General features: G+C 51.7%; 14 protein-coding genes. 11 read left to right on the top strand and 3 right to left on the bottom strand.

The window, feature by feature from the left end:
- Window positions 1–24 precede the first annotated feature (24 nt).
- Together iorA and E3E29_RS07305 are read left to right on the top strand one after the other, a co-directional pair.
- On the top strand, window positions 25–1971 hold the full coding sequence (iorA, locus tag E3E29_RS07300) for an indolepyruvate ferredoxin oxidoreductase subunit alpha (protein ID WP_167910349.1): 1947 nt from the start codon (window positions 25–27) through the stop codon (window positions 1969–1971).
- A 1-nt stretch (window position 1972) separates the two neighbouring features.
- Window positions 1973–2581 (top strand): indolepyruvate oxidoreductase subunit beta, encoded by a 609-nt coding sequence (locus E3E29_RS07305; RefSeq protein ID WP_167910350.1) that lies wholly within the window; start codon window positions 1973–1975, stop codon window positions 2579–2581.
- 93 nt (window positions 2582–2674) lie between these two features.
- Here E3E29_RS07305 and E3E29_RS07310 read toward each other — a convergent pair whose 3' ends face one another.
- On the bottom strand, window positions 2675–3274 hold the full coding sequence (locus E3E29_RS07310; RefSeq protein WP_167910573.1) for a DNA-binding protein: 600 nt from the start codon (window positions 3272–3274) through the stop codon (window positions 2675–2677).
- Window positions 3275–3357: 83 nt separating this feature from the next.
- Between E3E29_RS07310 and speB the strand changes: the two genes are divergently transcribed.
- Window positions 3358–4224: an agmatinase gene (gene speB, locus E3E29_RS07315; protein ID WP_167910351.1), complete on the top strand. Its 867-nt coding sequence runs from the start codon at window positions 3358–3360 to the stop codon at window positions 4222–4224.
- A 15-nt stretch (window positions 4225–4239) separates the two neighbouring features.
- Here the strand turns inward: speB and E3E29_RS07320 are convergent, their stop codons facing one another.
- On the bottom strand, window positions 4240–5568 hold the full coding sequence (locus E3E29_RS07320; RefSeq protein WP_167910352.1) for a sodium:proton antiporter: 1329 nt from the start codon (window positions 5566–5568) through the stop codon (window positions 4240–4242).
- Window positions 5569–5790: 222 nt separating this feature from the next.
- On the opposite strand from E3E29_RS07320, the gene E3E29_RS07325 reads away from it, so the two are divergent.
- Both E3E29_RS07325 and E3E29_RS07330 read left to right on the top strand, forming a co-directional pair.
- A complete protein-coding gene (locus tag E3E29_RS07325; RefSeq protein ID WP_167910353.1) occupies window positions 5791–6285 on the top strand; it encodes a CBS domain-containing protein in 495 nt (164 codons plus the stop codon).
- Window positions 6273–7592, top strand: coding sequence for a cation:proton antiporter (locus E3E29_RS07330; protein ID WP_167910354.1), 1320 nt, complete (start codon window positions 6273–6275; stop codon window positions 7590–7592). Before E3E29_RS07325 ends, E3E29_RS07330 begins: the two co-directional genes overlap by 13 nt.
- A gap of 12 nt (window positions 7593–7604) precedes the next feature.
- Here the strand turns inward: E3E29_RS07330 and E3E29_RS07335 are convergent, their stop codons facing one another.
- Window positions 7605–8075, bottom strand: coding sequence for a hypothetical protein (locus tag E3E29_RS07335; RefSeq protein ID WP_167910355.1), 471 nt, complete (start codon window positions 8073–8075; stop codon window positions 7605–7607).
- A 132-nt stretch (window positions 8076–8207) separates the two neighbouring features.
- Here E3E29_RS07335 and E3E29_RS07340 point away from each other — a divergent pair, with 132 nt between their 5' ends.
- The 6 genes from E3E29_RS07340 to E3E29_RS07360 are packed head-to-tail and all read left to right on the top strand — an operon-like array spanning window position 8208 to window position 12907.
- The gene (locus E3E29_RS07340; protein WP_167910356.1) at window positions 8208–10013 is read left to right on the top strand and encodes a chloride channel protein; all 1806 of its coding nucleotides are present in this window, start codon (window positions 8208–8210) and stop codon (window positions 10011–10013) included.
- 16 nt (window positions 10014–10029) lie between these two features.
- Complete coding sequence (locus E3E29_RS07345) at window positions 10030–11292, top strand: TIGR00375 family protein (RefSeq protein WP_167910357.1); 1263 nt, start codon at window positions 10030–10032, stop codon at window positions 11290–11292.
- 35 nt (window positions 11293–11327) lie between these two features.
- Window positions 11328–11399 carry an AbrB/MazE/SpoVT family DNA-binding domain-containing protein gene (locus E3E29_RS11830; protein ID WP_240922829.1) on the top strand — a complete coding sequence of 24 codons (72 nt, stop codon included), beginning with the start codon at window positions 11328–11330 and terminating at the stop codon, window positions 11397–11399.
- 20 nt (window positions 11400–11419) lie between these two features.
- The gene (locus tag E3E29_RS11835) at window positions 11420–11581 is read left to right on the top strand and encodes a hypothetical protein (protein WP_240922813.1); all 162 of its coding nucleotides are present in this window, start codon (window positions 11420–11422) and stop codon (window positions 11579–11581) included.
- Window positions 11565–11975 carry a putative toxin-antitoxin system toxin component, PIN family gene (locus E3E29_RS07355; protein ID WP_167910358.1) on the top strand — a complete coding sequence of 137 codons (411 nt, stop codon included), beginning with the start codon at window positions 11565–11567 and terminating at the stop codon, window positions 11973–11975. The genes E3E29_RS11835 and E3E29_RS07355 overlap by 17 nt, the downstream gene beginning before the upstream one ends.
- Window positions 11972–12907, top strand: a complete 936-nt coding sequence (locus E3E29_RS07360) for a thiamine-phosphate kinase (protein ID WP_167910359.1) — start codon at window positions 11972–11974, stop codon at window positions 12905–12907. Before E3E29_RS07355 ends, E3E29_RS07360 begins: the two co-directional genes overlap by 4 nt.
- Window positions 12908–12944: the final 37 nt, after the last annotated feature.

The following is a 12944-nucleotide window of genomic DNA, read 5'->3' on the forward strand; positions in this document are numbered from 1 at the left end:
GAGGTATCTGGAGGTGCAGTTTAGATGGCGAAAGTTACGGACATAGTTTTATGGGACAAGCCGGGGGAGAAGGTTCTCCTCCTGGGCAACCATGCCATAGCCAGAGGAGCGCTCGAGGCAAACATAGCGGTTTACGCCGCCTACCCCGGAACGCCGAGTTCAGAGCTTACCGATACGATGGCGGCCGTTGCCGAGAAGGCCGGCGTTTACATGGAGTACTCGACCAACGAGAAGGTTGCCTTTGAGACCGCCCTCTCCGCAGCATGGAGCGGCCTCAGGGCAATGACGGCAATGAAGCACGTTGGACTGAACGTCGCCGCGGACACTTTCATGAGCGCCGTCGGCATGGGCGTTGAGGGCGGTTTTGTCATAATGGTGGCCGACGACCCGAGCATGTGGTCTTCCCAGAACGAGCAGGACACGCGCGTTTACGGTAAGTTCGCCAACGTCCCTGTTCTCGAGCCAAGCGACCCTCACGAGGCCAAGGAAATGGTTAAGTACGCCTTCGACCTCAGCGAGAAGTTCAAGCACTTCGTCATCCTGAGGACGACCACCAGGAGCTCCCACGCGAGGGGCGACGTTGTCCTCGGCGAGCTCCCGGAGGATATAAAGCAAGCGAGGAGGAAGTTCGGAAAGTTCAAGAAGGACCCGACGAGGTTCGTTGACATCCCCGCCCATTCGAGGAGGTTCCACCCGCAGATCCTTGAGAAGATTGAGAAGATCAGGGAAGAGCTGAACAACTGTCCTTTCAACTGGATAGAGGGCAAGGAGGATGCAAAGGTCGGCATCATCGCTCCCGGCCTCAGCTACGCCTACGTCAAAGAAGCTTTAGCCTGGCTCGGTGTTGATGACGTCAAGGTACTCAAGCTTGGAACGCCGTTCCCGGTTCCCTACGGCCTGCTTGAGAAGTTCATGGATGGCCTTGAGAAGGTCCTCATCGTTGAGGAGCTTGAACCGGTGGTTGAGGAGCAGGTCAAGACTTGGGCCTACGACAAGGGCCTTAGAATCCCGATCCACGGAAAGGACCTCGTCCCAAGGGTATACGAGATGACCACCAGAAGGGCGGTTACCGCCATAGCCAAGTTCCTCGGAATCGGAACTCCGATAAACTTCGCCGAGATCGACGAGAAGTACGAGAAAGTTTCCCGGATAGTCCCGCCGAGGCCGCCGAGCCTCTGCCCAGCGTGCCCGCACAGGAACAGCTTCTTCGCCATAAGGAAGGCCGCTGGACCCAAGGCGATCTTCCCGAGCGACATAGGCTGTTACACCCTCGGCGTCCTCCCGCCCCTCAAGACAGTTGACACCACAGTCGCTATGGGTGCCTCAATTGGAGTTGCCCACGGCCTCAGCATAGCAACCAACGGCTCACTTGCCGAGAAGGAGCACAAGAGCGGAAAGGAGAAGCAGATCATCGTGGCTACCATTGGTGATTCAACATTCTACCACACAGGTCTGCCGGCCCTTGCGAACGCCATCTACAACCGCTCCAACGTGCTCATCGTCGTCCTCGACAACCTCGTTACGGCAATGACAGGCGACCAGCCGAACCCGGGAACAGGACAGACGCCGCACGGCATGGGCAGGAGGATACCGATAGAAGATGTCGCCAAGGCTATGGGGGCTGACTTCGTTGCGGTCGTTGATCCCTACGACATAAAGGCCACCTACGAGACGGTGAAGAAGGCCCTCCAGGTCGAGGGAGTGAGCGTCGTCGTCTCAAGGCAGGTCTGCGCCCTCTACAAGATCGGCCAGATGCGCAGGAGGGGCGAGAAATGGCCCATCTACCACGTCATCGAGGACAAGTGTACCGGCTGTAAGATCTGTATCAACGCCTACGGCTGTCCGGCAATCTACTGGGATTCTGAGACCAAGAAGGCGAAGGTCGACCCGAGCATGTGCTGGGGCTGCGGCGGATGCGTCCAGGTATGTCCGTTCGATGCCTTTGAGCCCATGAAGGAGGAGGGTGAGTGAAATGAGGGAGTACAACATTGTCATCACGGGTGTTGGCGGCCAGGGAATCCTCACCGCGGCGAACCTCCTAGGCTGGGCCGCCCTCCACGCCGGCCACAAGGTCCGTGTCGGTGAGGTTCACGGAATGAGCCAACGCTTTGGAAGCGTTATAGCCTACGTCCGCTTCGGCGAGAACGTCTACGGCGCTATGGTTCCTGAGGGTAAGGCCGACGTCATACTCTCCTTCGAGCCGGTCGAGGCCCTCCGCTACATCAACTACCTCAAGAAGGGTGGCCTCGTCTTCACCAACGCGAGGCCTATCCCACCGGTTCAGGTCTCGATGGGGCTTGCGACCTACCCAACCCTCGACGAGATGAAGAAGATCGTGGAGGAGGACTTTGGCGGTAAGTTCATGGCCTTCGACGCGGAGAAGCTGGCCCTTGAGGCTGGAAACATCGTAACCACGAACGTCGTCCTCATCGGTGCCCTCAGCCAGACACCGGGCTTCCCGCTCTCTGAGGAGGAGATAAAAGAAGTCATCAGGATCAGCGTCCCGCCGAAGACGATCGACGTCAACATGAAGGCCTTTGAACTCGGCGTTAAAGCCGCTAAGGAAATGCTGAGGCTTTGATGCCCCTCTTTGCATCTTATTGCTTTTCTCAGGGAGATTGCCGAATTTATGTACTTACCCCCCGGTAAGTTACTTACCCCCGGGTAAGCTGCTTCAGATGTATCCCCTCTCGTCCTCCTTGACGGCCTTTTTGAGCTCTGACAGAAGTGCCTCTGCCTCTTTCTTCTCCATTCCCACCTTCTTCGTAAGGAACTCAACTATCTCCTTCTCGCTGGCACCGTTCTGCATTCTCCCCAGTACCATCAGGGCCAGCCTCTCGAATATCATCTCTTGGAACTCCTGGGTTAAACCGAGGGAGTCCATGAGGACGTTCATTCCAACAAGGAGAGCGGTTAGGGCATCGTTGAACTCCTCCTTTCCCAGGGTTTTCTCGTCTAGGTCCACCCGGAGGGTTATCTCGTCGTTCATCCCGCTGAGTGTGAACTTCAGGAGGTTCATGCGCTCGTTCAGGACGAGGAGGGTGTGGTAAGCCTTCACCTTGTCCTCAAGCCTCATGGCTATCGTCTCCACGCCGGAGGGAGCCGCGAGCCTCACGAAGCCGTCCATGAAAAGAACGTTCAGGAGAAACGGTATCTTTGGATGCTCAGCTACGTAGCGGTTTTCTCCCGCTTCCTTGACGTTCCAGGGCAGGTCAACTATGTCCTCCGCCCCCTCGCTTCCGCTTCTCAGCCATTCGAGAACCTGTTCCTTTATCACGTTGGTCACCGTACAACCTACGCTCTCCAACTACAAAAACCTTTTTTTACCCGTTGCCGCCTCTGGGGCCAGGTGAGAACATGGAGTTCCTCTACACGTATGATACCATCAAGCTTGAGTTCCCGCTTACTGAGCCGGAAGAGGCGAGGTTCGTTATCCTTGGTGTTCCCTTCGACGGAACGACCAGTTTCAAGGCCGGGGCGCGCTTCGGGCCCACGCTCGTGAGGCATGCAACGCTGAACCTTGAGAGCTATGTCCTTGACTACGACATCGACATAGCGGAGCTTCCAATAGCGGACATAGGCGACATCGCGGTCGTCGCCGGAGACCCCCGGAAGACCGCGGACAGGGTTAGGGAAACGGTTGAGGAGCTTAAGAGGGTAAATCCTAGTGCCATTCCAATCCTCCTCGGCGGTGAGCACTCTCAAACGCTTGGAGCCGTTGAAGCTCTAAGACCTAGGAGCTACGTTGTCTTCGACGCTCACCTCGACCTCCGCGATTCCTACGAGGACAACCCATACAACCATGCCTGCGTTGCGAGAAGGGTGAGCGAGCTTGGGGTTAAGGAGGCCATGTTTGGGGTAAGGAGCGGGACGAAGGAAGAAGTCGAGTTCGCGGAGGAGAGAGGGATAAAATGGGTTCATGCGAGGAACTACGATTTTGATGCCTTCGTCGAGCTCGTAAAGCCGCTCCCTGAGCCGGTCTACCTCTCAATAGATATCGACGTTTTTGACCTTTCTATGGTGCCATCAACAGGTACTCCCGAGGCGGGCGGATTGTCCTTCTGGGATGTGGTTGAAGCTATTGAGTGGCTTATCGAAAGGAAGGAGATGGCAGGCTTCGACATAATGGAAGTAGCAGGTGAGAACCTGGGAGAGATAACGGCACTAACGGCGGCCAAGCTGCTGTTCTACTTCATAGGGGCATTCTCAAAGGTAAAAAGTTAAAGGATGGCGATAGGATTACGAGATGATTTGCTTCCCTTTCTTCCTTTGCTGTTTGAGGATTCTGTCTTCGACGGTCTCTGGCTGGAGCAGTCTTTCTCTGAGGAACGGAACCCACAGGGTCTCAACGATCACCGTTGTCAGAACGGTTATAACGGTGGTTGCGAGGATTACATCGCCCCAGTAGGGGGTTAGAATGTTGCTGTGGTACTTCAGGGCTAGACTGAGTGGGAACGCTGCAAGTGCAGATGGAACGACCCCCCTGGGCCCCTCAAGGGATATAAAGAGATATCTCTTCAGATTCCACCACTTTAGAATAGGAAGCGCCGCTATGGGTCTGGCCACGAGCATTATGAAAAACGCAATGAGTATCCCTGCGATGAGATTATCTCCAAGGAGCTTTAGATTCAGAGTTGCTCCAAGGAGAACGAATATGAACACGGTTGCTATCGCTGCAAGGCTCTCATTGAACTCTACCTCCCTTGTTATTGCATCCATGACTTCGTCCATAATCTGGATCCTATGCCACTTTCCTATCACCTTATAGTTTCCAAGGACGATGCCGGTGACAGTTGCCGCTAGGTAGCCGGAAGTCTCAATGCTCTCGCCCATAAAAAACGCGGTAAACGCCAGGAATAAGGAGAACAGCTCTATCTCTGGAAAATCAAATATTCTGGCTTTCTTTATAGCCCAGTACCCAAACAGTCCGACAATAGCACCTATGATAATCGAGCTTACTACTTCATATAAAAAGTATACAACGGCTGCTCCATAGATACCAAAGTGAGTGCTTAAGTTCGCAAAGAGCCCTCCGCTGGCGTTGGGAATTATCATTGCAACTGCAACCGCCGTCAGAACTATACCAAGAGGGTCGTTGAAGATGGACTCAGTTACTATTGTAATTTCGATTTTCTGTTCAACCTTATGCTGTCTGAATAGGGGAATGAGCGTTGCAGGGTCTGTGGCGCTGATTATTGCCCCGAAGAGGAAGCCTATGAGGAATGGGGCATGAAACACCCATGAGAAAAATGCCCCTGCTAAAAGCGCTGTTATAACCAGTCCAACGGTATCGAGAATGGATATTGTTGCGAAGTTCCGTTTTAGGAGTTTCCAGCTGAGGTTGTGTCCTTCTGTGAATAGTATCACCACCAACCCAAAGACACGGACATAATCAAAAAACTCACGGGAAACATCCCGTGACACGAGGAACGTAACTGGCCCTATGATGATTCCAAAGATAATAAAAATCGGAACGTATGATATGTTAAATTTCCTTCCAATAATCATTGAGAGTACTCCTATCCCGGTGACGAGAACCAGAAGTTGCGCCATCGTATCTATTATCATTGTCTACCCCCCTCAACCTCTTAATGGCGATTTTTTGTTTTGTATTTAAAGTTTGGTGTATTCATAATTTCATTAACGTCCCTATTTGGAGTTTTGAGTTTATTATTTAGTGGTGGTTACTCCTGTGGCCGGGTATAACATCTCACAACGTTCATTGGCGGGTGCATCCCTCGCAAGTATTAAAAACTCAAGATATACATCTTCATCTCAAGGTGATCATGAATGGACAGAGAGAGTGCACTTGAAAAATTCCACGCCATCAGGCTTATGGACATAGCGCCCGACCTCAAGACAATCCCCATGGTTGAGTCAAACACAGACATACTCGATGTGTTGAAGATACTCCGCACCAGGCACCATGTCTGGGTCGTTGAGAACAGAAAAACAATGAGGCTCGTCGGCATCATAAGGTACCTCGATGTCATAGACATACTCCTACCTCCAGAGGCTCATCGCTTCAAGCTTGGGATGACAAGCAGGATTATGAAGTCCCTCCTCGGCGGTGCGACCACAGCCGGTGACGTTGCCGAGAAGCAGCCCCTCGCAATAGAGGACACGGAGACCGTGCTGGACGCGCTCATGAAGATGCGTAAGTACAAAACTCAGGTTCTCGCGGTGGTTGAGGGAGATAAGCTTGTCGGTGAGGTTAGTCTGAGGATACTAATCGATGAACTGCTAAGACTGATGCGGGTGGGTGGTGCCCAATGGATCCAGTGACTTGGCTACTCTTCACCATCGGTATAGCGCTCATCCTCGCTAAAATAGGTGATTCAATAATAGAGCGCTTTGAACTCCCTGGTGTTCTGGGAGAGCTCATAGCGGGAATGATTCTTGGTAACCTTGTTTACTTTGGTTACGTTGCTCCACAGTATCTCCCCCTAGTCACGGGACAGGGATTTCAAGGGACTGCAATAGAGATATCGGACTTCTTGGCGAAGCTCGGCATAATCTTCCTTCTTTTTCTCGGTGCATTGGATACCGACATCGACCAGCTCAAGAAAACTGGTGTTACTGCAACGGTTTCTACTGTCCTTGGAGTTTTCGCCCCACTTCTCATGGCGTGGTGGGCCTTAATGACCATGGGATATCCAAGCAGAGAGGCCTTCGCCGGTGGAGTTCTCCTCACAGCGACGAGCATCGGTTTAACAGTCCGCGTCATGATGGACCTTGGGGTTCTCAAGAGTGAGGTCGGTGCAGCATCGCTCAGCGCGAGTGTCATGGACGACTTCCTTGGAATAGCCCTCGTCATATTCGCAGTGGGCAGCGGTAGCCTTCTCAACCTGACAGTTAAGATAGTGATTTTCTTCATCATAACGGGAGTCCTCGGATGGTATTTCATAGACTATTACATTAAATTCGCCGAGAGACTTCACATTGAGAAAGGCATCCTCGGAATGGCAATTGGGATGATGTTCCTCTTCGCGGCGTTGGCCGAGGGATGGTTCGCGGCGGCCATTGAGGGCGCTTTCATGATGGGGCTTATCCTCTCAAAGCTCCCAGAGGGCAAGCGCATGATGGAAGACGTTAGGGCGATAGGATATGGCCTCCTCATACCCTTTTTCTTCGTCCACACGGGTGCCATGCTTAACATGACGGTCTTTGAGCACAGGAATGCCCTCATTCTGGCGACCGTTATGTCAACCATAGCAATATTGGGAAAAATCATCGGAAGGGGCTTTGGTGCTTGGATAACCGCTTGGGGTCGCGGGAGGGACTTTCTCCTCACTAGAGAGAACGCTTGGATGTCGCTTCAGATGGGTATCGGCTCAATCCCTAGGACTGAGGTTGCCCTGGTTGATTTGATGGTTGCAATACAGGGCAAGGCGATACCTCCAAAAGATGCCCCGGAGTTCATAGCGGCGACGCTGATATTCATAACTGTCTCGGTGCTTGTGACACCGCCAATGCTGAAGTGGGCCTTCAAGGCCGAGATGGAAGAGGCAAAAGCAGCGAAGGCGGCTCAGAAGGTCGAGCGCATAAACAAGACAAAGAAGAAGATAAAAGAGATGAAGGGCTCTCAATGAGTCCCTTCTTTTTTACCCGAAGAAAGCCCCCATTCCCGCAAGTTCCTCATCGCTCATTCCCTTCACGTGGAACTCGGGCATCTCTTCCTTGAGCTTCTCGTACTCCTCACCGGTTATCTCCTTTGCCTCCCTGTTCTCGATGAGGTAGAAGAGCCCGTAGTCAGGGTCACGGTAGGCAACGAGGAACCTCTCGACCTCGATGTCGTCGAAGCTGACGAATATGACGTTTCCACCGGTGTACGGTTTCTTGCACTTGAACGGGAAGCTCGATGAGTTGAGCATTGCGTCCCCAAGGATCTGGTTGGCCTTCTCGCCGTTTATTTCGGTCCAGAACTCCCGTCCCTCAAAGTCGCCCTCGACGACAATGAGGAACTTCTGACAGTCAAACTCAACTATCGGAGCTCCATTTTCCTGGAGTATCTTGAAGAGCTCTCCTATCGTCTCGGCCGCCCTAAGCTTTGCAACGAATCCTTCAACCTTCATGTTTTCACCAGCGGAAGTTCAGGAAAAGACCTATAAAAGCTTAAGCCTTCCCCCATTTGCTATGGGGGGTAAAGGATAAAAAGCCTTCTTTAAAGTAAGACTGAAATTGAATGGAACAGAAGGGATGAAAAAATGTTCACGTTCAAACCCCGGGATCTCTTTAAAATTGAAGGGGAGTCATTCTCCAAAAGGATCAGCCATTGCCATTCCCTTCGTGAGTGGGTGCTTGATATCCTTCTTGCTCTCGTGGTGGGGGTAGGAAGTGGGTTTGGAGCGATTCTGTTCAGGTTACTGATTAAATTTTTCTATTTGAGTTTCTATCGCTTCCTTCCGAGTTTTACATACCACGGTTTCAATTTTAATCTCCTTTTTATCCCTATGGTAGGAGGTCTCATCATAGGCCCCATTGTTTACTATGTGGCTACTGAAACTAAGGGGCATGGTGTTCCGGAGCTTATGGAGTCGGTTCACTTGAAGCACGGCATCGTGAGGTTGAGGGTGCTTCCTATGAAGCTCCTTGTTTCTTCAATAACCATTGGTAGCGGTGGAAGTGCCGGTAGAGAAGGGCCTATAGCCCAAATCGGGGGCACCATCGGGTCAATACTTGGCCAGTTCTTCAACCTGGATGAAGCCAAAAAGAAGTCGCTAATCTGCTGGGGAGCTGGGGCTGGTATAGCGGGTACATTCAACGCTCCAATCGGTGGGACTTTCTTCGGGCTGGAAGTTGTTATGGGCAAGCTAAGAGTTAGGGATATTGTACCTGCGTTTGTTGCCTCGTTGGTGAGCGCTGGTATAGTGACCGAAGTTCTGGGAAGTCGTCCTGCTTTTAAGACTACACTTCCATGGCTTCATGTTGGCCTCGGGTCTCTTCCGATATTTGGGTTGTTGGGTATAGTGTTTGGGGTTCTTGCTTTCTTCTGGGTAAAACTCTTTTATCTTATTGAGGACTTTTTCGAGAGGAACTTTGGGATTCCAAACTGGGTGAAGCCTGCCATTGGATTTCCAGTTGCTGGCATTTTCGGTGCGATTTTAATATACTACTACTCGACTAGTGAAGGGATCAACCTAAGTCCCATGTACTTTGGGGTGATGGGTGTTGGATACAACGGAATAGACCTTGCCTTGAGGATGAGTTTTCCAATATACCTATTCCTTATTCTGGGACTATTGAAGATGATCTCAACAGCCTTTACAATAGGTTCTGGAGGAAGTGGGGGTATATTCGCACCCTCACTGTATGCTGGAACTATGTTTGGTATGTTTATTGGATGGACTTTGATGGGATTTCCCGCTCATCCCGATCCCAATGTTCTCCTCCCATATGCTGTGGCAGGGATGGGGGCCCTATTTGCCGGAGCAGCTCGGGCTCCCTTAACCGCCATCTTTCAGACCGCGGAGATGACTCGAGCATTCAATCTGTTACCATCGATAACTATCATGTATGTTTTGAGTTACATTACGTTTGATATACTGTTGAAGGGTTCGTCCATTTACACTTTGAAACTGGAGAAGAAGGGTTTGCGGATGGGGGATGAGGAACTGATGATGGACATGCTGGAAAACATAAAAGTTGGTGAAGCCATGACCCCTGCTGAGAAAGTAATCACATTCTCCCCAGATGATGACATAACTGATGTGATGAAAACGATAGCCCTTACCTCCCATAGGACGTACCCTGTTGTTGAGGATGGAAAATTACTGGGTGTACTCGCTCTCAGAACCATTACGAAGTGCACTAAGAAGTGTAAAAAAGTTAGTGATTTGATGTCCAGGGACATGGTTATAGCGTATCCTGACGAGAACTTGAGGGATGCCATGCTAAGGCTTGACCGGAGTAACAGGGGAAGTTTAATAGTAGTCTCCAGAGACGATGAACGGCGGCTGGTTGGTATCCTCACAAGGACGGATATCATAAGGACGCTAAGCAAGTACATATGAAACGAGAGGACGGTTTATGATTGCAGATGCCGACCTCCACATTCATTCCCGCTACTCAAAGGCCGTTTCAAAGGCCATGACGATACCTAACTTAGCGAAAAATGCCCGTTTCAAGGGGCTCGGCCTCGTCGGAACCGGGGACATACTCAACCCAAACTGGGAAGAAGAGCTCCTCAAATACGCCGAAAAGGTCGACGAGGGAACCTACAAAAGGGCAGGAATCAGGTTTCTCCTCACCACCGAGGTGGAAGACGACAGAAGGGTTCACCACGTTCTCATTTTCCCGAGCATAGAAACCGTCCGTGAGATGAGGGAGAGATTGAAGCCGTATTCAAAAAACATCGAAAGGGAGGGTAGGCCGCACGTTAATCTCTCAGCCGCAGAAATCGCAGACCTTGCCAATGAGCTCGACGTTTTAATCGGGTCAGCCCACGCGTTCACCCCCTGGACGAGCCTCTACAAGGAGTACAACAGCCTTGAAGAAGCTTATGGAGACGCAAAAATTCACTTTCTCGAGCTTGGTCTCTCCGCAGATTCAGAAATGGCCGATAGAATAAGGGCACACCACAAACTAACCTATTTAAGCAACAGCGACGCTCACTCACCTATGCCCCACAGACTTGGAAGGGAGTTCAACCGCTTCGAGGTTAAGGAGGCGACCTTTGAGGAGGTCAGGAAAGCCATCCTAAGGCGCGGCGGGAGGGAAATAATCCTCAACGCCGGTTTAGATCCAAGGCTCGGCAAGTACCATCTCACTGCCTGTTCCCGTTGCTACACGAAGTACACGCTTGAAGAGGCCAAAGCCTATCACTGGAAGTGCCCCAAATGCGGCGGGAGGATAAAGAAGGGCGTAAGGGATAGAATACTCGAACTCTCCGATACGGATGAGAGACCGGAGGACAGGCCACCCTATCTTCACCTCGCCCCCCTCGCCGAGGTAATAGCGATGGTGATTGGAAAGGGTGTGGAGACCAAATCGGTGAGGGTCATCTGGGAGCGCTTTTTGAGGGAGTTCGGGAGCGAGATAAGGGTTTTGGTCGATGTTCCCGTTGAGGCTCTTGCAGAGGTTCACGAGGGGGTTGCCAAGGCGGTATGGGCCTACCGCGAAGGAAAGCTCATAGTTGTTCCCGGTGGGGGAGGAAAGTACGGCGAGATTAAGCTCCCGGAGGAGATAAGGAAGGCGAGCATAGAGGAGCTTGAGTCAGTCGAAGTGAAAGTAGAGAGCGAGGAGATAAGGCCGAAGCAGGTGAGTTTGATGAAGTTTTCGAGAAAGGGTTAAATCTGACTAAGTAAGAATTTCTTACAGGTGAGAACATGGAAGTGGTTCGGGTTTCCTCAAAGGGGCAGGTGGTAATCCCTAAGGAAGTGAGGGAGAGGCTGGTATAAAGGAAGGCGAGTACCTTCTCATGCTCCAGAAGGGGGACCTGATACTCATGAAAAAGCTGGATATCAACGTTGAGGAAATCCTGCAGGAGGGAGAGAAGCTCGCCAGGGAGCTTGGGATAACCAGGGGAGACGTCGGGAGTGCCATAAGGGACGTGAGGTATGGAAATGAGGCTGCTCCTTGATACGAACGTCCTAATCTCAGCTTACTTCTGGCATGGAAACGAGAGGCGGCTTCTCTGGGAGTGTATCCTTGGAAACCATGAGTGCTTCGTTTCCGGTTATATTTTGGACGAGATGCAGGTTGTCCTCGTTCGAAAGTTCAATCTTCCCGAGGGGAGCGTTAAGCGTTACTCTTCCTTAATTCAGAGGTTTATTAAGGTAGTCAAAGCGGAAAAAGATCCTAACATCTCCTGCGACCGGAAGGACAACCCCGTAATCTGGGCCTGCGTGAAGGCAAAGGTGGATTTGTTGGTAACGGGAGATAAAGACCTTCTGTTCTTGATATATAAGAAAATGAAACTCTGTGTGGATGCGCACTGTTTTAAGGTGCTCCCCGTTAAGGAGGTTCTAAAATGAGGGAATCCGAGATAATCACCCTTTTCCTCAAACACCTGAAAAAACAGGGGGATCTCCCCCTTGGAGACGACGCCGGGGCTTTGAGGATGGGCCACGAGTGGCTGGTTGCCACGAACGACATGCTCGTCAGAAAAACGGACGTTCCCGACATAATGACGCCTGAGCAGGTCGGCTTCAAGGCCGTAACCATGAACGTGAGCGATGTAGCTGCTATGGGGGCTAAGCCTGTGGGGTTCCTCTTTTCACTGGGGATTCCAGCGGGACTTGGTGCGGATTACCTCGAAGGAATTGCGAGGGGAATAGAGAACGCCCTGGAGTTCTACGATGTTCCAGTCCTTAGCGCCGACACCAACGAGGCCGACGATTTGATAATAGACGGGATTGCCCTCGGGATAACGGGAAAACCCCTTACACGCTCAGGAGCAAAGCCAGGCGACCTCGTCTGCGTTACCGGCGACCTTGGAAGGGCTCTGGCTGGATACCTCGTGTGGAGGCACAATCTTGAGGTTCCTAAAGATATCAGGAATTCACTCTACGAGAAGTTTCTCTCCCCAAAGGCGAGGGTTAGTGAGGGTATCCTTCTCGGCGGAATAGCTAACGCGGCCATAGACGTAAGCGACGGCCTCTCCAAGGAGCTTTATCTCCTGGCGGGGATGAGCGGGGTTAGGATTAGGATAAGCTCTGCCCGCCTTCCCATTCGGGAAGAAGTGGTCAAAGTAGCGGAAACCCTCTCTCTGGATCCGGTGGAGGTTGCCCTCTCCAGTGGAGAGGAGTTTGAGCTCCTCTTTACCGTCACCTCTGAGAATGTACTTGGCCTCGACTTTGATTTTACTGTCATCGGGCGAGCTGAGAAGGGAGCCGGAGTCTATATCGACGGCACACCCCTTCCACGGGGTGGTTGGGAGCACCTTGTGACCCATAGTTTCATATGAAACTTTTTAAGCATTCTCTCCTTCTTTTGTATGGTGA

The organism is Thermococcus sp. Bubb.Bath (assembly GCF_012027595.1).
In the GTDB taxonomy this organism is placed as follows: domain Archaea; phylum Methanobacteriota_B; class Thermococci; order Thermococcales; family Thermococcaceae; genus Thermococcus.